The following is a 23,717-nucleotide window of genomic DNA, read 5'->3' on the forward strand; positions in this document are numbered from 1 at the left end:
CAGAATTATACGCACCTGAGCCTGTATTGCCTTGTCCATCCATGTCCGCTCACACCCCTGACCTCGCCGCGCTGTCCCAATCGATCAAGGATTGGGGCCGGGAACTCGGTTTCGCCCACGTCGGTATCGCCGGCGTGGACCTTGGCGAGCATGAACAGCACCTGCAACGCTGGCTGGCGGCCGGCTACCAGGGCGAGATGGACTACATGGCCGCCCATGGCAGCAAGCGCTCCCACCCCGAGCAACTGGTACCCGGCACCTTGCGCGTGGTGTCGCTGCGCATGGACTACCTGCCCGGCGACACGCGCATGGCGCAACAGCTCGCCCAGCCCGAGAAGGCCTATGTCTCGCGCTATGCCCTGGGCCGCGACTACCACAAGCTGGTACGCAAGCGTGTGCAGCACCTGGCCGAGCGCGTGCAACAGGCGATCGGCCCGTTCGGTTTTCGCGCCTTCGTCGACAGCGCCCCGGTGCTGGAGAAGGCCATCGCCCAGCAGGCCGGCCTGGGCTGGATCGGCAAGAACACCTTGCTGCTCAACCGCAAGGCCGGCAGCTACTTCTTCCTCGCCGAGCTGTTCGTCGACCTGCCGCTGCCGGTGGACGAGGCCCAGGCCAGCGAGCACTGCGGCCGCTGCCAGGCATGCCTGGACATCTGCCCGACCAAGGCCTTCGTCGGCCCCTACGTGCTCGATGCACGGCGCTGCATTTCCTACCTGACCATCGAGCTCAAGCAAGCGATCCCGGTGGAACTGCGCCCGCTGATCGGCAACCGGGTGTTCGGCTGCGACGACTGCCAGATCGTCTGCCCGTGGAACCGCTTCGCCCGACCGACCCAGGAGAACGACTTCAAGCCGCGCCACGGTCTGGACAACGCCGAGCTGGCGGAGCTGTTTCTCTGGGACGAAAGCACCTTCCTCAGCAATACCGAGGGTTCGCCGCTGCGCCGAGCAGGCTACGAGCGCTGGCTACGCAACCTGGCGGTGGGGCTGGGCAATGCGCCGACGACCATACCGGTGCTGGAGGCCTTGCGAGCGCGGCGCGAGCACCCCTCGGATCTGGTGCGCGAGCACGTGGCCTGGGCCCTGGCGCAGCATGGCCAAGCCTCCAGCTGACTTGCGCCGCTCAACCAAGCCGGGCACGCCCTCGGCACCAACGCCAATCCGCCTGCAGCTCGAAATTCACGGCTGATCGTTGTAGTGGAACTTGGGCATTTCCCAGTGGAAGCGAATCGCCAGCAGGCGCACCAGGAACCCGCCGAACAAGGTCAGCAGCATGGCCTGTTCGGCTGGCACCTTGAAATGCACGCACCCCAGGTAGAACCAGGCCGCGGCGAAGGACACGCTGGCATACAGTTCGCGACGGAATACCAAGGGGATGTCGTTGCAGAAGATGTCCCGCAGAATGCCGCCAAACACCCCGGTAATGACCCCGCTGATCGAAGCCACCAGCAGGCCCTGCCCCATCTCCAGGGCGGTCATGCAGCCGATGAGGGTGAAGGCCACCAGCCCCAGGGCATCGAGCACCAGAAACAGCGAGCGCAGATGGCGCATGAGCGGTGCGATGAAAATCGTCAACAAGGCCGCGAAACTGGTCAGCACCAGGTACTCCGGGTGTTTCACCCAGGTCAGCGGATAGTGCCCCAACAGCACGTCGCGCACCGAGCCGCCGCCCAGGGCGGTGACGCAGGCGATCAACACCACGCCGAACCAGTCCATGCCTCGCCGGCCTGCCGACAAGGCTCCGGTCATGGCTTCAGCGGTAATCGCAATCAGGTAAAGCATCAACAGCATGGTGCAGGTCCAGAAGAAGCGACAAGCGGCAAGCGCCAAGCCAAAAGCAATACGCGCGCTCGAGCGCGCCGTTGCTCAACTTGAAGCTTGCAGCTCGGGGCTTGAAGCTTAGAGTTTGATGAAATGTTCGCGGTAGTGACGCAGCTCGGCGATCGACTCGCGGATATCGTCCAGCGCCAGGTGGGTACCGCCCTTCTTGAAGCTGTCGCGCACCTGCGGGGCCCAGCGTGCGGCCAGTTCCTTGAGGGTGGAGACGTCGAGGTTACGATAGTGGAAGTAGCCTTCGAGCGCCGGCATGTGGCGATACAGGAAACGCCGGTCCTGGCAGATGCTGTTGCCGCAGATCGGCGACTTGCCCTTGGGCACCCATTGTTCGAGGAACGCCAGGGTCTGCGCCTCGGCCTCGGCCATGCCGATGCGGCTTTCGCGCACGCGCTGGGTCAGGCCCGAGGCACCGTGGGTGCGGGTGTTCCACTCGTCCATGCGCGCCAGCACCTCGTCGCTGTGATGGATCGCGATTACCGGGCCCTCGGCCAGGGTGTTCAGCTCGCTGTCGGTGACGATGGTGGCCATCTCGATGATGACGTCGTTGTCCGGATCCAGGCCGGTCATTTCCAGATCGATCCAGATCAGGTTCTGTGGGTTCTGCATGAAAGAGCTCCTCGAATAGGCCGTCATATTAGCCTAGCGGTCGCTGCCGATGCATTCGCGCTGGAAAGGTAACGGAATGGCACGCCAGCCGGGCGTGCTAAACTGCCTGCCGTTTTTCTTCTGCCCCGCCGACACGGAACCTCCATGGCCAAACGCCAGCTCAACCGCCGCCAGAACTGGCGCATCGAAAAGATCCAGGGCGAACGCGCCGCCCGCGCTGCCAAACGCGAGCAGCATGCCCTGCAGGAACTGGAAGGTGGCGACCTGGGGCCTGAGCAACTGGGCCTGGTGATCGCCCACTTCGGCGTGCAGGTGGAGGTCGAGGCCCAGGACGGCGAGGCGGCAGGCCAGGTGTTCCGCTGCCACCTGCGGGCCAACCTGCCGGCGCTGGTCACCGGCGACCGGGTGGTGTGGCGTGCCGGCAACCAGGGCAACGGCGTGATCGTCGCGCAGATGCCGCGCAGCGCCGAGCTGTGCCGGCCGAACAACCATGGCCAGCTCAAGCCGGTAGCGGCCAACGTCGATCTGATCGTGATCGTTTTCGCCCCGGTCCCCGAGCCCCAGGCCAACCTGATCGATCGCTACCTGGTGGCGGCCGAGCATGCGGGCATCCGCCCCCTGCTGCTGCTGAACAAGGCCGACCTGATCGACGAGGGCAATGCCTCGACGCTCGAGGCCCTGCTGGCGGTGTACCGCGAGCTGGGCTACCCGCTGCTGGAGGTTTCGGCCCACCAGGGCGATGGCATGCAGCGCCTGCAACAGGCGCTGGACGGGCATATCAGCGTCTTCGTCGGCCAGTCCGGGGTGGGCAAGTCATCGCTGGTCAACAGCCTGCTGCCGCAGGCGCAGACCCGCGTGGGCGATCTCTCCGAGTGGTCCGGCCAGGGCACCCACACCACGACCACTGCCCGCCTCTATCACTTCCCCAATGGCGGCGACCTGATCGACTCGCCCGGCATCCGCGAGTTCGGCCTGGGCCATGTCAGCCGCGACGACATCGAGGCAGGCTTCATCGAGTTCCGCGACCTGCTCGGCCATTGCCGCTTCCGCGACTGCAAGCACGACCGCGAGCCTGGCTGCGCCCTGCTCCAGGCGCTGGAGGAAGGGCGCATCAAGCCGCAGCGGATGAGCAGCTACCGCTCGATCATTGCCAGCTTGGCGCAGGACAGCTACTGAGCCCGGGCATCGGCGTTGGCCTTTTCGCGGGCAAGCCCGCTCCCACAAGGGCCGAGTCGATCATGAATGAGGCGGGTTGCAGCCCCGTGTGGGAACGGGCTTGCCCGCAAAAGGGCCAGCACTGACAGCAGGAATTATTCCTGGGCGTCATCCATCTTCAGCACGCCATCCTCGAAGATATTCAGCTTCTGACGTAGCTCGCGTGGCTGCATCGGAGCCTGGGCGGCATCGCCCTGGCCCGGCGCCGGCGAAGCCGAGGCACCCGGTGCGCCATCGGCGGGCATCTCCGGCGCTTGCTGTGTGCCCTGCTCGCCTTCGATGGTGCGCTGGGCCTTCTTGGTCAGGACGATGATGTCGATACGCCGGTTGACCGGGTTGAACGGATCCTTGCGGTCGAACAGCGACGACGAGGCATAGCCGACCACCCGCGCCACCTGCGCATCTGGATAGCCACCGGCGACCAGCGCCCGGCGCGCGGCGTTGGCACGGCTGGCCGACAGCTCCCAGTTGCCGAACTCGCCAGTGCCGGCATAGGGCTTGGCATCGGTATGGCCGCTGATGCTGATCTTGTTCGGCACCGCCTTGATGGTGTCGGCCATGGCCAGCAGGATGTCCTCGAAGTACGGCTGCAGGCGCGCACTGCCCAGGTCGAACATCGGCCGGTTCTCGGCGTCCATGATTTGGATGCGCAGGCCATCCTGGGTGATCTCGAACAGGATCTGGTCCTTGAACTTCTGCAGCTGGGGATTTTCCTCGACCTTGTTCTGCAGTTCCTGCAACAGCAACTGGAGGCGTTCCTGCTCGACCTGCTCGGCCAGGCTCTCGACCCGGTCCTTGTCCAGCTGGATGCTGGTGTCGGGCATAGGCTCGGACTCCGCCTCCGGGTTGATGGTCTTCTCCGGCGCCAGTTTCGGCGAGCCGCCCAGGTCGATGATGTAGGGGGTACCGCTCTCGGAAAAGCCAATCGGGTCCTTGAAGTAGCCGGCGATGGCGATCTTCTGCTCGGGCGTGGCCGTGGACAGCAACCAGAGCACCAGGAAGAATGCCATCATCGCCGTGGCGAAGTCAGCGAAGGCGATCTTCCAGGAACCACCGTGGTGGCCGTCGCCAAAGCGCTTGACGCGCTTGACGATGATGGGTTGATTGTTCTCCATGGCTTAGCGACCGCGGACCGCTTGTTCCAGTTCGGCGAAGCTCGGACGGTGCGCCGGGTACAACACCTTGCGGCCGAACTCCACGGCCAACGACGGCGGCATGCCGGAAGCCGAGGCCACCAGCGAGGCCTTGATCGCCTCGTAGACGTTCAGTTCTTCCTTGGCGTCGTGGCGCAAGGCGTTGGACAGCGGGCCGAAGAAGCCATAGGCGGCGAGAATACCGAAGAAGGTACCCACCAGCGCCGCGCCCACATGCAGGCCGATGGACGTCTGGTCGCCATCGCCCAGGGACGCCATGGTCACCACGATGCCCAGGACCGCCGCGACGATACCGAAGCCCGGCATGCCGTCGGCAACACTGTTCACCGCGTGCGCAGGGTGGTCCAGCTCTTCCTTCAGGCTCATCAGTTCCATGTCGAACAGGCCCTCGAGCTCGTGCGGCGCCATGTTGCCGGTGGACATGATGCGCAGGTAGTCGCAGACGAACGCGGTCATGCGCTCGTCGCCCAGCACCGTCGGGTACTTGGCGAAGATAGGGCTGGCGGCCGGGTCTTCGATGTCACCCTCGATGGCCATCATACCTTCGCGGCGGCTCTTGTTGAGGATCTCGTAGATCAGGCCCAGCACCTCCAGGTAGAAAGTGTGGGTGAAGCGGGTGCCGAACATCTTCAGCGACTTCTTCATCACATGCAGGGTCATGTGGCCAGGGTTGGCCTGAAGAAACGCACCGAAGGCGGCACCACCGATGATCAGCACTTCGAACGGCTGGATCAGTGCCGCGATCTTGCCGTGGGAAAGCACGTATCCGCCGAGCACGCTCGCGATTACGACGATGATGCCGATAATTTTAGCCATAGGTTCAAAGCACTTGCAGTCAGGGTCAGGGGCGGGCGCATTGGAACGCTCTTCTACTTATCGGCAGAACTGCGCCAGACTATAGCCACTAAACGTGAAAAGCCAGTTCGGACTGATATCAAAATGCCAATCGAAACCAAGGTGCCAAATCAGGCTCCGCGCACGCTCCAGGCCTGGGTAAAGCTGCTCGATGGCATCCGCCTGCCGGTGCCGAAGCAGAGCCATGACCAGGTGTTGTCGGCCATCAACGACAGCCGCCGCTCCCTGCGCGATATCGCCGAACTGATGCAGGACAGCCCGGCCCTGGTGCTGTCGGTCATGCGCGAGGCCAACCATCCGGCCAATGCCAGCCTGGCCGAGCCCGCCGAAAGCCTCGAGATCGCCCTCAACCGCCTGGGCCTGGCGCGCAGCGCCGAGTTGCTGGCGCGCCTGCCCGCCGTGCCGGGCGAGGAGATCCCACCGGTGTTGCGCCAGTTCCTGCTGATCAGCCAGCACGCCACCCAGCAGGCCAACGGCTTGTTCGCCAGCCGCCTGGCACGGCTGTGGCAAGAGATCCACTGGGGCAGCCTGCTGTTTCTCTCCCCGCTCTGGCCCCTGGCGCTGGCCTATCCCAGGCTGCTCGACGCCTGGGAGCTGCGGGTCATCCACAAGGACGAGGAGGCCGCCGAGGTCGAGCACGAGTTGTTCGGCGTGCGCATCATGCAACTGTGCCAGGCCATGGCCGAGCACTGGCGCCTACCCGAATGGGTGACCCAGGGCTACCGCCTGCTGATGGACGAACGCGAACGACTGGCCCAGGTGCTGAACATCGCCCGTGACCAGGACCGCCTCAGCCAGCAACAGCGCCTGGACGACGAGCCCGGGCTGCGGCGTTGGTTCAACCAGCCGGCCAACACCGTGCTGCTGGCCAACGGCCTGGCCCTGGCGGCCCAGGTCGGCTGGGACCACCCACACCTGCTGCGCTGGCAGTTGCTGACCGCCCTGTACCTGCAGACGTCCCTGGACGACGTGCAGCAGCAAGTCCACCAGCAGGCTGCGGCCAGTGCCCGCCAGCATGCCCGGCACGCGCTATTCCATCCCGCCGAGGCACTGATCTGGCCATGGCAGCAGCGCCGCCCACACCCGGACATGCTCGCCCCGCCGCCACCACCCAGCCAGGACCTGGAGCGCTGGCGCAGGCTGTGCGGCGAACTGCTGGTGACCCCCAGCCCGTTCAGCAACGCCATTCACCTCGCCACCCAAGGCAGCGACGCCCTGCTGGCCTGCGGCATGCAACGGGTCATGCTGTTGATGCTCGACAAGCCCAACGAGTGCCTGCGCGTGCAACAGGCCGCCGGCCATCCCAAGGAGGCCTCTGCCCTGGTGCTGCCGCTGGCCCAGAGCAAACTGTTGCAACGCCTGATGAGCCAGGCGGCGCAGTTACGTCTGACGCCGGAGAACCACGCCCAGTTCTGCGCGCTGATGCCAGCGCCGCTGCGCACCTTCTGGCGCAGCGAGCACCTGCTGCTGCGTTCGCTGGCGGTCGATGGCCAGCCGCTGATGCTGGTGATCGCCGACCAGGGTGGCAAACCGCTGGCCGATATCGGCGTGCAGGCGTTCGGCAAGACCGCGCAATGCCTGGAGCGCGCCCTGGCCACCTTTGCCAACCGCAACGCCTGAGCCTTGCGCTACAATCGCCCCCTCTATTCCACCCTGGAGACCGTGGATGACTGACTTTTCCGGCTTGCCTCTGGTGATCGAACCGGCCGACCTGCTGCCACGCCTGGCTTCGCCACAGCTGATCCTGGTCGACTTGACCTGCGCCAACCGCTATGGCAGCGGGCATATCCCTGGCGCCCGCTTCGTCGATCCCAAGCGCACCCAGCTGGGCCAGCCGCCAGCCCCCGGCCTGCTGCCGGCGCGCGCCGACCTGGAGAAGCTGTTCGGCGAGCTCGGCCACCGCGACGACGCGGTCTATGTGGTCTACGACGACGAAGGCGGCGGCTGGGCCGGGCGCTTCATCTGGATGCTCGATGTCATCGGCCACAAGGCCTACCACTACCTCAATGGCGGTATCCAGGCGTGGCCGGCGGACAAGCTCTCCACCGAGGTGCCACCCAGCGCCGGCGGCCCGGTCCACCTGCAACTGCACCCGGAACCCACGGCCACCCGCGAATACCTGCAAAGCCGCCTGGGCGCGACCGACCTGGCCATCTGGGACGCCCGCAGCCCCGGCGAGTACCGCGGCGAGAAGGTCCTGGCGGCCAAGGGTGGACACATCCCCGGCGCGGTCAACTTCGAGTGGACCGCCGGCATGGACCTCAACGACCACCTGCGCATCCGCCAGGACATGGCCGACATCCTCCAGCAGCTTGGCATCACTCCCGACAAGGAAGTGATCACCCACTGCCAGACCCACCACCGTTCCGGCTTCACCTACCTGGTGGCCAAGGCCCTGGGCTACCCACGGGTCAAGGCCTACGCCGGCTCCTGGGGCGAATGGGGCAACCACCCGGATACGCCTGTAGAAGTCTGAAACTCCAAGGAAACCCAATGAAATCCCGCTTGTTCATCCTCAGCCAGTACCTGCTGGCGCACCATCTGCTGTCGCGCCTGGCCGGCTGCATCGCCGAATGCCGCGCACGCTGGTTCAAGAACGCCTTCACCGCCTGGTTCGCCAAGCGCTACCAGGTGAACATGTCCGAGGCGCTGGTCGAGGACCTGACGGCCTACGAGCACTTCAACGCCTTCTTCACCCGCGCCCTCAAGCCAGGCGCGCGGCCGCTGGACGAGACCCCGGGCGCCATCCTCTGCCCGGCCGACGGCGCGGTCAGCCAGCTCGGCCCGATCGAGCACGGCCGCCTCTTCCAGGCCAAGGGCCACAGCTTCAGCGCCCTGGAGCTGCTCGGTGGCGACCCGGCCCTGGCCGCACCGTTCATGGGCGGCGAGTTCGCCACCATCTACCTGTCGCCCAAGGACTACCACCGCGTGCACATGCCGCTGGCCGGCACCCTGCGCGAGATGGTCTATGTGCCGGGGCGGCTGTTCTCGGTCAACCAGACCACCGCCGAGAACGTACCGGAGCTGTTCGCTCGCAACGAGCGGGTGGTGTGCCTGTTCGACACCGAGCGCGGGCCGATGGCCGTGGTGCTGGTCGGCGCGATGATCGTCGCCTCGATCGAGACGGTCTGGGCTGGCCTGGTCACCCCGCCGAAGCGTGAGCTCAAGACCTTCCGCTACGACGAAGCCAGCCGCACGCCGATCCACCTGGAAAAAGGCGCCGAGCTGGGACGTTTCAAGCTGGGTTCGACCGCCATCGTGCTGTTCGGGCCGGAGCAGGTGAAATGGGCCGAGGGCCTGGGTGCGGGCTCGGCAGTGCGCATGGGGCAGCAGTTGGCGGCGCCGGCGCAAGCGTGATCGCCGCTTGATACAAAAAGGCCCTGCCTGGCGTGCGTCAGGCAGGGCCTTTTTCATGGGCTGTCGGGGCTGCCTTGCGGCCCGCTACCCCGTAACCTCAGCGCGCGTCGCGGTCACGGATGCCCAGCAGGTACAGCACTCCATCCAGCCCCAAGGTGGAGATCGCCTGCTTGGCCGACTGGCGCACCAGCGGCTTGGCCCGGAAGGCCACGCCCAGCCCGGCCAGCGACAACATCGGCAGGTCGTTGGCGCCATCGCCCACGGCGATGGTCTGCTCCAGTCGCAGGCCCTCCCGGCTCGCCAGTTCCTGGAGCAGCTCGGCCTTGCGCTGGGCATCGACGATCGGCTCGACGGCAACGCCGGTGACCTTGCCATCGACCACTTCCAGTTCATTGGCGAAGACGTAGTCGATACCCAGGCGCGCCTGCACCTGCTTGGCGAAGTAGGAAAAGCCACCGGAGAGAATCGCTGTCTTGTAGCCCAGGCGCTTGAGCTCGGCGAACAGGCGCTCGGCGCCTTCGGTCAGGCGCAGGGAAGCACCGATCTCATCCAGCACGCCGACGTCCAGGCCCTTGAGCAGCGCCATGCGCTCCTTGAAGCTGGCGCGAAAATCCAGCTCGCCGCGCATGGCCCGCTCGGTGATCGCCGACACCTGCTCGCCAACCCCGGCAGCCTTGGCCAGTTCGTCGATCACCTCGGCCTCGATCAGGGTCGAGTCCATGTCGAACACCGCCAGGCGGCGATTGCGGCGGAACAGGTCATCCTTCTGGAAGGCGATGTCGACGCTCAGTTCCTCGGCCAGGGCGAAGAAGTCCGCGCGCAGGGCCTGGGCGTCGCTCGGCTCGCCACGCACGGAAATCTCGATGCTGGCCTTGCCCTTCTCCCGCGGGGCATCCAGCACCACGCGCGCAGACAGCCGCTCGATCCGCTCGATGGTCAGGCCGTACTGGCTGATGACCGCGCTGACCCGCTGCAGTTGCTCGGGGGTCACCTTGCGGCTGAGCAGGGTCACGATATGGCGTGCCTCGCCCTGGCTATCGGCCCAGTGCTGGTAGTCGGCCTCGGAGATCGGTGTGTAGCGCGCCTGCAGGTTCAGCTCGTGGGCCTTGGCCTGCACGCTCTGCAACAGGGCGGTGGCCACCTCGTTGTCCGGAATGTCGACCAGGATGCCGAAGGACAGGGTGCCGTGCATCACCGCCAGGCCGATGTCGAGAATGTTCACTCCGCCCTGGACCAGGACGCCGGTGATGGCCGCGGTGAGACCTGGACGGTCTTCACCAGTGATGTTGATCAGGACGATTTCGCGCAAGACCGGGCTCCGACTTCGATGAAAAATGCGCATTCTACCGATTTTCCGTGATCATCGGGCACCGCCGATACTTTGCCGACAAAACACGGCTCGCTATACTGCGCAACACCTTTTCCGCCATGAAGAGCCGCGCTCTGTGAACCGGCCCACGCCAGTCAAACCCGATAATTTCTTCCTGATGATCTTCCGTGCCCTGCGCCAGCGTCGCATTCCCCTGGCACTGCGCATCGCCAGCCACAACATTTTCCTGGTGGCCCTGGCGCTGGTGATCTATGCCTGCGTGATGGGCCTGCAGTTCAGGCAGGCCATGCACGACCAGGCCGATGCCCTTGGCCAGAGCCTGACCATCCAGACCGCCACCTCGGCCACCGAGCTGCTGGTGTCCAACGACATCCTCAGCCTCAACGTGCTACTGGGCAACCTGGTGAAGAACCCGCTGGTGGCCCATGCGGCGATCTACAGCGTGGACAACCGCATCCTCGCCGAGGCCGGCCAACGGCCGAAGAACAGCCTGCTGGGCGAGGCCGAAGGCCTGTACCAGACCAAGATCACCTTCCAGGACGTCACCGCCGGGCAGTTGCGCATCAGCCTGGACATGAACCAGTTCCAGCAACCGATGACGATCAGCCTGCAGAGCATGGGCATCCTTGCCGCCATCCTGCTGGCCCTGGCGCTGGCCCTGAGCCTGCGCCTGGGGCGCTTCATCTCCACCCCGCTGCTGCAACTGCGCGTGTGGCTGCGCGACCCGCATCCCTACACCCCGGCGATCGATCGCCAGGACGAGATCGGCGACCTGGCCAGGCAGTTGCACGCGCGCCTGGCGCCACCGCCACCGGAGCCCGAGGAAGAAGACGAGGACGATTTCGACGAGCTCGGCGACGACCAGGCCCCCAAGGCCACGCCACGGCTGCAGGACGACGAGGACGATGAGGCCTTCGCCGGCCTGATCGATGCCGAAGACAGTGCAGCCAAGCCTGCCGTCGTCGAGTCGGACGAACCGCAGTACAGTGCTGTGCTGGCCGTGCAACTGGGCTCCCAGGAGCAGTTGCGCCGCCTGCCGCGCACGCGCCTGACCGAGCTGCTGGAGCGCTACCGCGACTGCCTGGAGCAGGCCGCCTCGCTGTATGAAGGCGAGACCCACACCCTTAACGACGGCAGCACCCTGGTGCTGTTCCACAGCCGTGACTGTGGCGAGGACTACCTGACCAACGCCATCTGCTGCGGCGAGCTGCTGCGCGCCCTGGGCCATGCCTTGCAGATCGAGGTGGCCGACAGCGGCATCACCTTGCAACTGCAGTTGGGCCTGGCCCTGGGCGATGACCTGCAGGGCCTGGAACAGGTGGACCTGCTGATGGCCGAGAAGGCCCAGGATGCCCTGGCGCTGTCCCAGCACAGCCGCAACCTGCTGCTGGTGGAACGCCAGATCAGCGATGACGCCCTGATTCGCCAGCGGGCACGCATCCGGCCGATCGCCAGCCCCGAAGGGGCCTGCTGTGTCGAGCGACTGATGGAGCCTTATCCTTCGATGCTCGAGCGCCAGCTGGCACGGATGCACGAGCGCCGGGCCTGATACCCGCCCTCTCCCACTGAGCTGGCCGGGCTTGTGGGAACGGGCTTGCCTCGAGAACAAGGGCACAGCCCTTACCGTGTGGATTGGGGCTGCTTTGCAGCCCATCGCCGGCAAGCCGGCTTCCCGCAGGTTCATCACGGCCCTTGAGCCCAGCGGAGTACCTGTGGGGCTTGCCGGCGATGGGGCGCGAAGCGGCCCCAACAACCGACACCGATCCTCAGAACCAGCAGACATGAAAAAGCCCGCATCGCTGCGGGCTTTTCATGCTTGGGCAATCAGAATCGATAGACTTCCATATCGGTACGGATAGGCGAAGCCATGGGGATCTTCGGCTTCTCGGGCGCCTTCTTGACCTGGGTGGGCGCTGCTGGCTTCTTGCGTGTCTCCTCGGCGAGGGCCGGCTGGTTGGCCAGCGGCTTGACCGCAGTGCTGAGCTGTTCGGCCAGCTTTTGCAGCAATTGCCCCTGGGCCTGGACCTGGGACGCCTCGGAGCCCTCGTGCGGCTGCTCCAGGTGGACGATGCGGTTGTCACGCACCTGGCCGCGACGATCCAGCAGGCGCCACTGGGCATCCAGGATCGCCGGCTGGTTCTTGCCCGAGTCCAGGCGGGTGATCGACAGCAGCACCTGCACGTCCGGCGAGAAGCCGGCACTGGCCGGGGCCAGGACCACGCGCTGGCTGTCCAGGCGCCAGGCCAGCTGGCGCACCAGCAGTTGGTCGATATCCGACGACAGGCTACCCGCCCAGCGACCGTCGGTCGCCGACGTCAGGCTGCCATCGGCCTGGCGCTGCAGGAAGGTCTCGCGTTGCAGGTAGTCGGCCAGCGACACCGGGCCAAGCACCACGGCCATGCCCGCACTCTGCGAAGGCTGGCCAGGATCACCGCTGTCGAGCTGATACAGGGCCACCTGCTGATGCATGCTGCATCCGCTCAAGCCCAGCAGGCCAGTGATCAACAGCGCAAATGGAAGGCGCAGAAATTTCATTCATCCCATCCAAGCGGTCGCCATCAGGCATACCGCAGTGATACTCATGTAGATTCTTACGGGCACACGGCCACGCCGGCACCGCAAGGGCACTATCATCCGCGAAATATGCGTCCGACTCCAGCATTTCTGCCTGGAACGACGCTGAAAATGCCGCTCCAGGCAGACAGCCGGTTCACACCGGGCGCTCTACCGCCATGCCATCCACCCGCTGGAAGCCACGTGGCAATTTGCTACCGCGACGCCCGCGCTCGCCCTTGTAGTGCTCCAGGTCATCCGGTTTGAGCGACAGGGTACGCTTGCCAGCCTGCAACACAAGGGTCGAGCCCTCGCCGAGCACGGCCAGGTCGGTGACGAACTCTTCACGGCTGGCCACCCGATCGCCCGGCACGCCGATGATCTTGTTGCCCTTGCCCTTGCCCAACTGCGGCAGGTCGCCAACCTTGAACACCAGCAGGCGCCCTTCGGTGGTGACGGCCGCCAGCCAGTCCTGCTCACGGTCGACCACCGGCCGTGGGGTCATGACCTTGGCACCGCTGGGCAGGCTGAGCAGGCCCTTGCCGGCCTTGTTCTTGGCCTGCAGGTCCTCGCCCTTGACCACAAAACCGTAACCGGCATCGGAGGCTACCACATAGAGCGCATCGTCATCGGGCAATAGCACGCACTCGAAGCTCGCTCCCGGCGGTGGCGTCAGGCGTCCTGTCAGCGGCTCGCCCTGGCCACGGGCCGACGGCAGGGTATGCGCCGCCACCGAGTAGCTGCGCCCGGTGGAGTCGATGAACACCGCAAACTGGTTGGAACGCCCGGCAGCCGCGCCCTTGAAGCTGTCGCCGGCCTTGTACGACAGGCCGCCGGCATCGATGTCGTGGCCCTTGGCGCAGCGCACCCAGCCCTTCTCCGAGAGCACCACGGTGACCGGCTCGGTCGGCATCAGCTCGTTTTCCGAGAGGGCCTTGGCCTCGGCCCGCTCGACGATCGGCGAGCGCCGTTCGTCGCCATAGGTCTCGGCATCCTTGATCAGTTCGCTGCGCACCAGCTTGCGCAGCTTGGCCTCGCTGCCGAGCAGGGCAAGCAACTTGGCCTGTTCCTTGAGCAGCTCGTCCTGTTCGCCACGGATCTTCATCTCTTCCAGGCGAGCCAACTGGCGCAGGCGCGTCTCGAGGATGTAGTCGGCCTGGACTTCGCTGAGGTCGAAGCGGGCGATCAGTGCCTGCTTGGGGTGGTCCTCGGTGCGAATGATGTGGATCACTTCGTCCAGGTTGAGGAAGGCGGTGAGCAAGCCTTCGAGCAGGTGCAGGCGCTTTTCCACCTTGTCCAGGCGGAACTGCAGGCGGCGGCGGACGGTGCCGATGCGGTACTGCAGCCACTCCTGCAGCAGGGTGCGCAGGTTCTTCAACTGCGGGCGACCGTCCAGGCCGATGATGTTGACGTTGACCCGGTAGCTGCTCTCCAGGTCGGTGGTGGCGAACAGGTGCTGCATCAACTCGTCGGCATCCACGCGGTTCGAGCGCGGGATGATGACGATACGGCAGGGGTGCTCATGGTCCGACTCGTCACGCAGGTCGGCGACCATCGGCAGCTTCTTGGCCTGCATCTGTGCGGCGATCTGCTCCAGCACCTTGGCGCCGGAGACCTGGTGCGGCAACGCCGTGACGACGATGTCGCCATCCTCGACCCGGTAGACGGCACGCATGCGGATCGAGCCCCTGCCACTCTCGTAGAGCTTGAGGATCTCGGCACGTGGGGTGACGATCTCGGCCTCGGTCGGATAGTCCGGCCCCTGGATATGCTCGCACAGCTGCTCGACCGTGGCCTTGGGCTCGTCGAGCAGGCGCACGCAGGCGCTGGCCACTTCGCGCAGGTTGTGTGGCGGCACGTCGGTGGCCATACCCACGGCGATGCCGGTGGTGCCATTGAGCAGGATGTTCGGCAGGCGTGCGGGCAGTACCGCCGGCTCCTGCAGGGTGCCGTCGAAGTTGGCGACCCAGTCGACAGTGCCCTGGCCCAGCTCGCTGAGCAGCACCTCGGAATAGCGGGACAGGCGCGCCTCGGTGTAGCGCATGGCGGCGAACGACTTGGGATCGTCCGGAGCCCCCCAGTTGCCCTGGCCGTCGACCAGGGTGTAGCGGTAGCTGAATGGCTGGGCCATCAGCACCATGGCCTCGTAGCAGGCGGAGTCGCCGTGGGGATGGAACTTGCCGAGCACGTCGCCGACGGTACGCGCCGACTTCTTGTGCTTGGCGTCGGCATCCAGGCCCAACTCGCTCATGGCATAGACGATGCGCCGCTGGACCGGCTTGAGCCCGTCGCCGATGTGCGGCAGGGCGCGGTCCATGATCACGTACATGGAGTAGTTGAGGTAGGCCTGTTCGGTGAAGTCAGCCAGTGAGCGGCGTTCGACGCCGTCGAGACTGAGTTCCAGTGAGTCGCTCATGCGGGCCTCGTCATTTCAGGTTCTGGCGCAGCAGCAAGGTACCGCCGCGCTGGGTAAATTCAAGTTGTTTCAGGGCGCTCATGCCCAGCAGCACCTGCTCGCCGTCCAGCCCGGGAACCACCAGGGCGCGTACGTTGCGCAGGTGGATGTCGCCCAGTTGCAGGCTGTCCAGGCGGGTCCGGTAGCCCTGGGTACGGCCATTGGCGGTACTGAGCATCACCGGTGCGCCACGTTGCAGGTCAAGCTCGCGGGCCAGCGTCTCGGGGATCGCCACGTCGGTTGCGCCGGTGTCGAGCAGCAAGCGCACCCTTTGGCCGTTGATCACCCCGTCAGCGACGAAGTGGCCCTGGCCATTGCTCAGCAGGCGGACCTCGATGAAGCCTTCGCCGTGCGAAGACTGCACCTGGGCGTTGGGGTTCTGCTGGCGCTCCTCCCACTGCCCGAAAAAGCGCGTGGCAAGGAACAGCGCCGCCGCCCAGGCGACGATCAGCAGCACCTTGCCCGCACGCTTGCCCGGCGGCTGGCTCACGGCTTGGCGCTCCAGCCGCCTTCAGGCGCCGCGAAGCGCCAGACGATCGGGCGTGTCTCGCCATCGGCACGGTCGCCGCCGTTGTTGTCCAGGCCGATCCAGGCCCCCTTGGCGTCGATCACCAGGGCTTCGGCCAGGCCGAACGGCTGGTCGTAGCGGCGCGAGTCCACCAGCGCATCGGCGGCGAACGACCAGCAGCGCTCGACCTTGCCACTGTCGGCATCCCGCCGGCAGACGCGAAACGCGTTGCGCTCGAGGGTGAACAGCTTGCCCTGGTACAGCGCCAGGTCGGAAAAATCCCGCGACCGTGCCTGGGGCGACGGCATCTGCGGTGGCTGCATCTCGACCCCGGCTTCGCTGAGCAGCACGCAACTGCGCCCGCAAGTCCATACCGACTGCTGGCGCTGGATCGCCACCAGCCCGCGCCGCTCACGCTCGGCAGCCAGCCACAAGCGGTCACCCGCCGGGTTGACCGCCAGGCCCTCGAACAGCGCATTGAAATGCAGGAGCATGCCGCTGGCGCGCGCCTGGCGGACCATGGCCTGGTCGATCTTCAACCACTCCGGCTCGCCCTCGGCCGGCACCTGCAGCACCGCCGCATGGGCTTCGCTGACCAGGTAGAAATTGCCAGCCTGGTCGCAGCTGACGCCTTCGAAGTCCAGCTCGCCACCGCGCAGGAAGGACACCGCCCAGTTACGCGACTTCAGGCCCCAGGGCAGACCGCTCTCCGGTGCCGGTGGCGGCGTGAACACCAATGGCTGGGCGCGCATGACCCGGTTCGTCTGGTCGAGGCGGTAGATACGATCGTCGTCCCGGTCGGAGATGGCCCACAGGGCGCCACGGCACTCGGCCAGGCCCGACAGGTTGGCGCCACGCATGCCTTCGACCGGGTGCTCGTCGACAAGCTTGAGCTCCGGCCAGTTGCCGGCAAGGCTCGGCATGGCGAGCAACGTCAGGCACGCCGCGAGCAGCAGACGGATCAAACCAGTACCTCGGCCAGGTTGCCCTTGGTTTCCAGCCAGCTCTTGCGATCGCCCGCACGCTTCTTGGCCAGCAGCATGTCCATGATCTCGGTGGTGCCCTGCAGATCGTCCAGGGTCAGCTGGACCAGGCGCCGGGTGTTCGGGTCCATGGTGGTTTCACGCAGCTGCGGCGGGTTCATTTCACCCAGCCCCTTGAAGCGGGTGACCTGCGGCTTGCCGCGCTTCTTCTCGGCCACCAGCCGATCGAGGATGCCATCGCGCTCGGCCTCGTCGAGGGCGTAGTAGATCTCCTTGCCCAGGTCGATGCGATACAGCGGCGGCATGGCCACGTAGACATGGCCTGCCTCCACCAGCGGGCGGAAATGCTGGACGAACAGGGCGCACAGCAAGGTGGCGATGTGCAGGCCGTCGGAGTCGGCGTCGGCGAGGATGCAGATCTTGCCGTAGCGCAGCTGGGACAGGTCGGTGGCCCCCGGGTCGACGCCAATGGCCACGGCGATGTTGTGCACTTCCTGGCTGGCCAGGACCTCGCCGCCATCGACCTCCCAGGTGTTGAGGATCTTGCCGCGCAACGGCAGGATCGCCTGGAATTCCTTGTCCCGTGCCTGTTTGGCCGAACCGCCTGCCGAGTCGCCCTCGACCAGGAACAGCTCGGCGCGCATCGGGTCCTGGCCGGCGCAGTCGGCCAGCTTGCCGGGCAGCGCCGGGCCCTGGGTGATGCGCTTGCGCTCGACCTTCTTGCTCGCCTTCAGGCGCCGGCCAGCGTTGCTGATGGCAAGCTCGGCCAGTTGCATGCCCAGCTCGGGGTGGGCGTTGAGCCACAGGCTGAAGGCATCCTTGACCACACCGGAGACGAACGCCGCCGCCTCGCGGGACGACAGGCGCTCCTTGGTCTGCCCGGAGAACTGCGGCTCCTGCATCTTCATCGACAGCACGAAGGTGATGCGCTCCCAGACATCCTCGGGCGCCAGCTTCACGCCACGCGGCAGCAGGTTGCGGAACTCGCAGAATTCGCGCATCGCATCCAGCAGGCCCTGGCGCAGGCCATTGACGTGGGTACCGCCCTGGGCGGTAGGAATCAGGTTGACGTAGCTCTCCTGGACGCTGTCGCCGCCTTCGGGCAGCCACAGCAGGGCCCAGTCCACGGCTTCCTTGTTGCCGGCCAGGCTGCCGCAGAACGGCTCGTCGGGCAGGCGCAGGAACTCGCTGACCGAGTCGACCAGGTAGGAGCGCAGGCCGTCTTCGTAGTGCCACTCGACCTTCTCGCCGCTAGCCTTGTCCTCGAAGCTGACCAGCAGGCCGGGGCAGAGCACGGCCTTGGCCTTGAGCACATGCTTGAGGCGGCTGACGGAGAACTTCGGCGAGTCGAAGTACTTCGGATCGGGGGAAAAGAACACGCTGGTGCCGGTATTGCGCCGGCCGACCGTGCCGACCACCTCCAGCTCGCTGGACTTGTAGCCATCGGCGAAGGTCATCTGGTACTCGTTGCCGTCGCGCTTGACGCGCACGCGCACCTGTTTCGACAGGGCGTTGACCACCGAGATACCGACACCGTGCAGGCCGCCGGAGAACTGGTAGTTCTTGTTGGAGAACTTGCCGCCGGCATGCAGCTTGGTGAGGATCAGCTCGACCCCCGACACGCCCTCCTCGGGGTGGATGTCCACCGGCATGCCACGGCCGTCGTCGCAGACCTCCAGCGAATGGTCGGCGTGAAGGATCACCTGCACCGAGCGGGCGTGGCCGGCGAGGGCTTCGTCGACGCTGTTGTCGATGACTTCCTGGGCCAGGTGGTTGGGCCGGCTGGTATCGGTGTACATGCCTGGCCGCTTGCGGACCGGGTCAAGGCCGGAGAGGACTTCGATGGCGTCTGCGTTATAGGCGCTAGCGCTGGGATTGGCCATGGGTTCTCGTCGTCAGTCTGGTGAATGCAAAAAGATCAAAATACAGAAAAATCGAGCGCCGCATACTGCCCCCGGGCAATCCCGGCGAAGGCCAGCAAGGCCGGCAGGCGCTCGGCGAAGCCTTGGAAACCGTGGTCGCCGCCGGCCTGGATGCGCAGGGCGCAGGCCCGGTAATAACGCTCGGCCTGGCGATAGTCCAGGGTTTCGTCGGCTGTCTGCAACCATACCTGGTAGCGGCTGGCGTCCTGCGGCGGCGGCACTTCCAGTTCGGCCAGGGCCTGCACGTGGTCCAGGGTCAGTTCCCAGGTTTCGTCGGTGTACAGGTTGCGCTGGGTACCGAGGTAGCCGTCGAACAGCCGGTGCGGCGCGACCGCCGGGTTGATCAGCAGGGCCTTGAGGCCATGGCGCTCGGCCAGATGGGTGGCATAGTAGCCGCCCAGCGAACTGCCGACCAGCAAGGGCGCGCCGAGTTCGTCGATGGCGGTTTCCAGCTGGGCGATGGCCTGGCGCGGCTGGTGATGCAGCGCCGGGACGCGCAAACGCTCGGCCAGGCCCAACTGCTGCATCACCGCCTCGAGCTGACGCGCCTTCCTCGACAGTGGCGAGCTGTTGAAACCATGGATATAGAGGATGGAACCCGACATGCTGCCCCCGGTGTCTGCTGCGGTACGCCCGTCCGTGCGGGCGCAGGGACGCGCAGTGTAGCCTGTTCGCAGGGCTTTGGCGCAGCATCGGGTTTTTCGCAACAAATTCTTCACTGGGGCCAGGGGCCTGGCGTGTCAGTACCCTGCGCTGTCGAAGTCCAGCCTCACCTCGAAGTCCCGTGCCCGCTCCACACCGGTTTCCACCCGCCCGTCGGCATGCAGGCGCAACCAGCGGTAGCCCGGCAACTCCTCGCTCACCTTGAATTCCTCGCTGCGCGCGGCGAACTGGATGCAGGTGGAAGGCGATGCCAGCCAGCGCAGCCCGTCGCGCACTTCGTCCCACTCCTGGTGGATGTGCCCCCAGAGCACCGCCCGCACCCGCGGATGCCCCCGCAGCCGCTGGAGCAGCGCCTCGGCATTGCGCAGGCCGATCGGCGCGATCCAGGCACAGCCGATATCCACCGGCTGATGGTGCAGGCACACCAGGCAATGGCGCTCGCCCGCGCCGGCCAGGGCCTGGTCCAGACAGGCGAGCTGGTCGTCGGCCAGCCAGCCGTGGGTCGCGTCGGGCACTGCCGAGTCGAGCATGACGATGCGCCAGGCGCCGATATCGGTCACCGCCCGCACCAGGTCGCTGCCACGCGCCACCTTCGCCATGACCCGGGCCTCGTCATGGTTGCCGGGCAACCAGCGGGTCGGCACGCCGAAGTCGGCGGTCAACTGGCGAAAGGCCTCATAGGAAGCGACGCTGCCGTCCTGGGAGAGATCCCCGGTACACAACAGCAGGTCGATGCGCGGCTGCTCGCGGCGAACCTGGTCGATCACATGACGCAGGCTGTCGCGGGTATTCATGCCCAGCAGGGTACCGCCTGGCTCGGCGAACAGGTGGGCATCGGACAATTGCACCACATGGACGGGTGCAGGGTCTTGGCAATGATTGGGCTGCGGCAACGGCCGTCTCCTCGAACGGATTCAGCACGATTATGGCGGCTATGCAGGTTCGAGCAAATACTCGAAGCCGCTCATTTCAGCGCACGGTTTCCAGCTCATGGCCACAGGCCAGGCAGTGGCTCAGCCATTCACCGAGGAACAGGTTGAGCTGGGCCTTCTCGTCCGGCTGGTGCATGGCGGCGTTGGGATACGGGTAGATGCTGCGCAGGCGCCGGGTGTGCTCGGCGCTGACCACCTCGGCCATGCGCGCGTCGTGGTACACCTGCACCTCCAGGTGCGGCACCGGCAACCAGGGCAGGCTGTGCTCCTGGCGCACCCGCAGGGTGGTGGTGTAGGGGCAGGCCAGCAGCACGTCGAGCACCAGCACGCCGAGCATCTGGTCGCCCTGGGTCATGCCGATGCGGCGCGAGCTCTGAGCGGTACGCATGTCCGGCAGCAAGCGCATCAAGCGGGCATAGTTGGCTTCGCAGGCCGCCTGCAGCCCGGCCAGGTCGACCCGATAGCGCTCACGCAGCAGGTTCACGACCACATACCTCGCACTTCGCTACGGTTCAGCGCCAGCCATTGCAGGCCGATGATGGTGGCGGCGTTGCAGATCCGCCCGTCCCGCACGGCCTGCAGGGCATCCTCGAACGCCCAGACACGCACACGGATGTCCTCGCCCTCCTCCTCCAGGCCATGCAGGCCACCGGCACCTTCGCTGCTGCAACGGCCGAGGAACAGGTGGACATACTCGTCGCTGCCGCCCGGCGAAGGGAAGTAACAGGTCATCGGCCACAGCGCGCTGAAGGCCAGGCCGGCCTCTTCCTCGGCCTCGCGATGGGCGACCTCCTCGGGCACTTCGTCCTTGTCGATCAGGCCAGCCACCATCTCGATCAGCCAGGGATTGTCGACCTTGCCCAGCGCGCCGACCCGGAACTGCTCGATCAGCACCACCTCGTCGCGCTGCGGATCGTAGGGCAGCACGCAGACCGCGTCGTGGCGCACGAACAACTCGCGGCTGATCTCACGCCCCATGCCCCCGGCGAACAGTTCGTGGCGCAGGCGCAGCTTGTCGAGCCTGTAGAAACCCTGGAAGCAGTTGGCCTGTTCGACGATCTCGACCGTCCTGGGCTGCGAATTCAACGTATCTGACATGGAAATCCTCATGACCTCGTGTGCCGCATCGCGCCATCCTACTCTGCGTGCCGCCGGGTTTCATCCCTTTCCGGCGACCGTTCGGGCAGCCGGGACAGGCTGGCGCCTCTCTGTTAGCTTAGTGGCGAACCGAAGGCTCCGCCGACGGTCCAAGGCCGACTACCTTTGACCTGCAAGGATCATCATGACGCTTGTCAAACTCACTTCCGTGGCCGTGCTGGCACTGGCCCTGGGCGCCTGCCAGAGCCTGTTCGAGCCCAACTACCGGGCACCGCTCGAGGTCAAGCGCGACGCTTGGGAACACGTCAAGCCCGGTTGCAGCGAGCGTGACTGCCCGCTGGTGAACATCGATACCATCCACTTCCCGGACCTGCCCAAGCTCGACGGCATCGTCGAACGCCGCCTGCTGCAGTTGACCGAGGACAACCAGCGCGCCAACGCGCCGACCTCGCTCAAGGCCTACGAGGAGCAGTACCTGGCCAGCGCCGAGAAGCGCAACAGCAGCTACCTGCAGGCCAAGGTACGCGAGCAGCATGACGGGCTGGTGATCATCGAGCTGTCCAGCTACCTGGACAGCGGCGGCGCCCACGGCATGCCCGGGCGTGGCTTCATCAACTACTCGCGCAAGCTGGACAAGGTCCTGACCCTGCAGGACATGCTGCTGCCGGGCCAGGAGGAGACCTTCTGGAAGACCGCCGAACAATCCCACCAGGCTTGGCTGGCCAGCACCGGCATGGACAAGGACCCGGAATTCGTCAAGACCTGGCCGTTCCGCCAGACCCCGCACGTGGCCCTGACCTACGGCGCGGTGGTGCTCAAGTACGAGGTCTATGCGATCGCACCCTACTCCATGGGCCACATCGAATTGAAGATCCCCTACCCGCGCCTGAACGGCATTCTCAGGCCCGAGCTGTTTCCCGGCCGCGGCTGAGGCTCAGCACAGCGTGCAACACCCCTGCCAGCAGCAATGCCGGCAGGGTCGCCCCCAGCTCCGGTGCGGCATTCGCCATCAGGTGATAAGCCGCCACCCCCACCGCCCAGGCCACCAGAGCCTGCCAGTGCAGCCCGCCGATCGCCACCGGCATCTGCCGGCGACGGATCATGAAGTGATCCACCAGGACCACGCCGAACAGCGGCGCGAACACCGAGCCGATCAGCAGCAGGAAGTTCTGGTACTGCGCCAAGGGCGCCAGCAGGGCCACCAGGGTGCACAGCGCACCGATGGCCAGGGCCAGGTGCTCGACCTTAAGGCGTACCAGCAGGCCGGTGGAGACCGCCGCCGAATGGATGTCGGCAAAGGCGTTTTCCGACTCGTCGAGCAGGATCAGCAGCAGCGGGATCCCCAACCCGGCCCCTGCCAGCGCCAGCAACAGCGCATTGACTTCGCCGCTCGGGGCGAAGGCCAGGGTGTAGGCCACGCCCAGGCTCATCAACCAGGCGTTGCCGATGAAAAAGCCCAGAGCCGTACCGCCGAACACCCGTCTGGCACGCTGGCCGAAGCGTGAATAGTCGGCGATCAATGGCAGCCAGGACAGCGGCATGGCGATGACGATGTCGAAGCCCACCGCCAAGGACAGCGAACCATCCCCGCCACGCCCCCACAACGCGGCCAGGTCGGCCTTGGCGAACAGGTTCCAGGTCAGCCACAGGCAGGCACCGAGCAACAGCCAGATGCCCCACTTGCGCAACACCTTGCGCACGAAGGCCAGCGGCCCGCTGACGGCCAACAGGGTGGCCAGGGCGCCGAAGCACAGGGTCCAGAGCAGCGGGCTGCTCCAGTGGCTGCCCTCGCCGAAGGCACGGGCGCCGAGCAGGCTGGCGGCGTCGCGCATGACGATGATCTCGAACGAGCCCCAGCCGACCAGTTGCAGCAAATTGAGCAGCGCCGGCAGGCGGGCACCGTGGCGCCCCAGGCTCAGGCGCAGGGTGGCCATGGCCGACAGGCCGGTATCGCTGCCGATCACCCCGGCCGCCGCCAGCAGCATCACCCCCACAGCGCTGCCGAGGACGATCGCCAGGATTGCCCCGGCCAGCCCCAGGCCCGGCGCGAGCAAGCCACCGACCTGCAGGACCATCAGGCCGATGCCGAGGGAGAACCAGAGCGAGAACAGGTCGCGGGCACCGAACAGGCGCTGGTTGGAAGGGACCGGATGGTCGGGGGAGAAGTGGCTGCTCATTGAAATTCGTCCACACTTAGAAACTGTACACACAGCGGCCCGCTAGCCAACCAGACCAGGCGCTCCGAGCAGAA

At 66.1% G+C, this 23,717-nt stretch carries 22 protein-coding genes; 7 read left to right on the forward strand and 15 right to left on the reverse strand.

Features of this window, described 5'->3' with window-relative positions:
• Positions 1–41 precede the first annotated feature (41 nt).
• Positions 42–1,112 (forward strand): tRNA epoxyqueuosine(34) reductase QueG, encoded by a 1,071-nt coding sequence (gene queG / locus WCE05_RS17455; RefSeq protein WP_225788943.1) that lies wholly within the window; start codon positions 42–44, stop codon positions 1,110–1,112.
• Between the two features lie 66 nt (positions 1,113–1,178).
• Here queG and WCE05_RS17460 read toward each other — a convergent pair whose 3' ends face one another.
• A complete protein-coding gene (locus tag WCE05_RS17460) occupies positions 1,179–1,790 on the reverse strand; it encodes a trimeric intracellular cation channel family protein (RefSeq protein WP_225788942.1) in 612 nt (203 codons plus the stop codon).
• Positions 1,791–1,898: 108 nt separating this feature from the next.
• Positions 1,899–2,441, reverse strand: a complete 543-nt coding sequence (gene orn / locus WCE05_RS17465) for an oligoribonuclease (RefSeq protein ID WP_225788941.1) — start codon at positions 2,439–2,441, stop codon at positions 1,899–1,901.
• A 144-nt stretch (positions 2,442–2,585) separates the two neighbouring features.
• Between orn and rsgA the strand changes: the two genes are divergently transcribed.
• Positions 2,586–3,617 carry a small ribosomal subunit biogenesis GTPase RsgA gene (rsgA, locus tag WCE05_RS17470; RefSeq protein WP_368816227.1) on the forward strand — a complete coding sequence of 344 codons (1,032 nt, stop codon included), beginning with the start codon at positions 2,586–2,588 and terminating at the stop codon, positions 3,615–3,617.
• 134 nt (positions 3,618–3,751) lie between these two features.
• Here rsgA and motB read toward each other — a convergent pair whose 3' ends face one another.
• Entirely contained in the window at positions 3,752–4,771 is a 1,020-nt protein-coding gene (gene motB / locus WCE05_RS17475; RefSeq protein WP_368816228.1) for a flagellar motor protein MotB, read from the reverse strand.
• 3 nt (positions 4,772–4,774) lie between these two features.
• Positions 4,775–5,626, reverse strand: coding sequence for a flagellar motor stator protein MotA (gene motA / locus WCE05_RS17480; RefSeq protein WP_253081062.1), 852 nt, complete (start codon positions 5,624–5,626; stop codon positions 4,775–4,777).
• A 123-nt stretch (positions 5,627–5,749) separates the two neighbouring features.
• Here motA and WCE05_RS17485 point away from each other — a divergent pair, with 123 nt between their 5' ends.
• The 3 genes from WCE05_RS17485 to asd are packed head-to-tail and all read left to right on the forward strand — an operon-like array spanning position 5,750 to position 9,022.
• Complete coding sequence (locus tag WCE05_RS17485; RefSeq protein WP_225788937.1) at positions 5,750–7,285, forward strand: HDOD domain-containing protein; 1,536 nt, start codon at positions 5,750–5,752, stop codon at positions 7,283–7,285.
• A 46-nt stretch (positions 7,286–7,331) separates the two neighbouring features.
• The gene (locus WCE05_RS17490; RefSeq protein WP_225788936.1) at positions 7,332–8,141 is read left to right on the forward strand and encodes a rhodanese-like domain-containing protein; all 810 of its coding nucleotides are present in this window, start codon (positions 7,332–7,334) and stop codon (positions 8,139–8,141) included.
• A 17-nt stretch (positions 8,142–8,158) separates the two neighbouring features.
• Positions 8,159–9,022, forward strand: coding sequence for an archaetidylserine decarboxylase (asd, locus tag WCE05_RS17495; protein WP_225788935.1), 864 nt, complete (start codon positions 8,159–8,161; stop codon positions 9,020–9,022).
• 97 nt (positions 9,023–9,119) lie between these two features.
• Here the strand turns inward: asd and serB are convergent, their stop codons facing one another.
• Positions 9,120–10,331 carry a phosphoserine phosphatase SerB gene (gene serB / locus WCE05_RS17500; RefSeq protein WP_225788934.1) on the reverse strand — a complete coding sequence of 404 codons (1,212 nt, stop codon included), beginning with the start codon at positions 10,329–10,331 and terminating at the stop codon, positions 9,120–9,122.
• Positions 10,332–10,467: 136 nt separating this feature from the next.
• On the opposite strand from serB, the gene WCE05_RS17505 reads away from it, so the two are divergent.
• Complete coding sequence (locus tag WCE05_RS17505; RefSeq protein WP_225788933.1) at positions 10,468–11,901, forward strand: histidine kinase; 1,434 nt, start codon at positions 10,468–10,470, stop codon at positions 11,899–11,901.
• 275 nt (positions 11,902–12,176) lie between these two features.
• Here WCE05_RS17505 and WCE05_RS17510 read toward each other — a convergent pair whose 3' ends face one another.
• The 9 genes from WCE05_RS17510 to WCE05_RS17550 form a co-directional block, all read right to left on the reverse strand.
• Positions 12,177–12,887 (reverse strand): membrane integrity-associated transporter subunit PqiC, encoded by a 711-nt coding sequence (locus WCE05_RS17510; protein ID WP_225788932.1) that lies wholly within the window; start codon positions 12,885–12,887, stop codon positions 12,177–12,179.
• Between the two features lie 175 nt (positions 12,888–13,062).
• A complete protein-coding gene (parC, locus tag WCE05_RS17515; protein ID WP_225788931.1) occupies positions 13,063–15,321 on the reverse strand; it encodes a DNA topoisomerase IV subunit A in 2,259 nt (752 codons plus the stop codon).
• A gap of 10 nt (positions 15,322–15,331) precedes the next feature.
• Positions 15,332–15,850: a TIGR02281 family clan AA aspartic protease gene (locus WCE05_RS17520; protein ID WP_368816229.1), complete on the reverse strand. Its 519-nt coding sequence runs from the start codon at positions 15,848–15,850 to the stop codon at positions 15,332–15,334.
• Positions 15,847–16,833 carry an esterase-like activity of phytase family protein gene (locus WCE05_RS17525; protein WP_368816230.1) on the reverse strand — a complete coding sequence of 329 codons (987 nt, stop codon included), beginning with the start codon at positions 16,831–16,833 and terminating at the stop codon, positions 15,847–15,849. Before WCE05_RS17525 ends, WCE05_RS17520 begins: the two co-directional genes overlap by 4 nt.
• The gene (gene parE, locus WCE05_RS17530) at positions 16,830–18,734 is read right to left on the reverse strand and encodes a DNA topoisomerase IV subunit B (RefSeq protein WP_225788928.1); all 1,905 of its coding nucleotides are present in this window, start codon (positions 18,732–18,734) and stop codon (positions 16,830–16,832) included. The genes WCE05_RS17525 and parE overlap by 4 nt, the downstream gene beginning before the upstream one ends.
• A 35-nt stretch (positions 18,735–18,769) precedes the next feature.
• Positions 18,770–19,378: a YqiA/YcfP family alpha/beta fold hydrolase gene (locus WCE05_RS17535; RefSeq protein ID WP_225788927.1), complete on the reverse strand. Its 609-nt coding sequence runs from the start codon at positions 19,376–19,378 to the stop codon at positions 18,770–18,772.
• A 135-nt stretch (positions 19,379–19,513) separates the two neighbouring features.
• Positions 19,514–20,329: a 3',5'-cyclic-AMP phosphodiesterase gene (gene cpdA / locus WCE05_RS17540; protein WP_368816231.1), complete on the reverse strand. Its 816-nt coding sequence runs from the start codon at positions 20,327–20,329 to the stop codon at positions 19,514–19,516.
• Positions 20,330–20,405: 76 nt separating this feature from the next.
• Positions 20,406–20,858, reverse strand: coding sequence for a DUF1249 domain-containing protein (locus tag WCE05_RS17545; protein ID WP_225788925.1), 453 nt, complete (start codon positions 20,856–20,858; stop codon positions 20,406–20,408).
• A complete protein-coding gene (locus WCE05_RS17550; RefSeq protein WP_253081057.1) occupies positions 20,849–21,466 on the reverse strand; it encodes an NUDIX domain-containing protein in 618 nt (205 codons plus the stop codon). The genes WCE05_RS17545 and WCE05_RS17550 overlap by 10 nt, the downstream gene beginning before the upstream one ends.
• A gap of 184 nt (positions 21,467–21,650) precedes the next feature.
• On the opposite strand from WCE05_RS17550, the gene WCE05_RS17555 reads away from it, so the two are divergent.
• On the forward strand, positions 21,651–22,397 hold the full coding sequence (locus tag WCE05_RS17555; RefSeq protein WP_225788923.1) for an RsiV family protein: 747 nt from the start codon (positions 21,651–21,653) through the stop codon (positions 22,395–22,397).
• On the opposite strand, the gene cytX is transcribed toward WCE05_RS17555, so the two are convergent.
• Positions 22,366–23,649, reverse strand: coding sequence for a putative hydroxymethylpyrimidine transporter CytX (cytX, locus tag WCE05_RS17560; protein WP_368816233.1), 1,284 nt, complete (start codon positions 23,647–23,649; stop codon positions 22,366–22,368). The genes WCE05_RS17555 and cytX overlap by 32 nt on opposite strands.
• Positions 23,650–23,717 lie beyond the last annotated feature (68 nt).

Origin of the sequence: Pseudomonas sp. I2, from assembly GCF_040984075.1 — a bacterium.
Taxonomy (GTDB): domain Bacteria; phylum Pseudomonadota; class Gammaproteobacteria; order Pseudomonadales; family Pseudomonadaceae; genus Aquipseudomonas; species Aquipseudomonas guariconensis_B.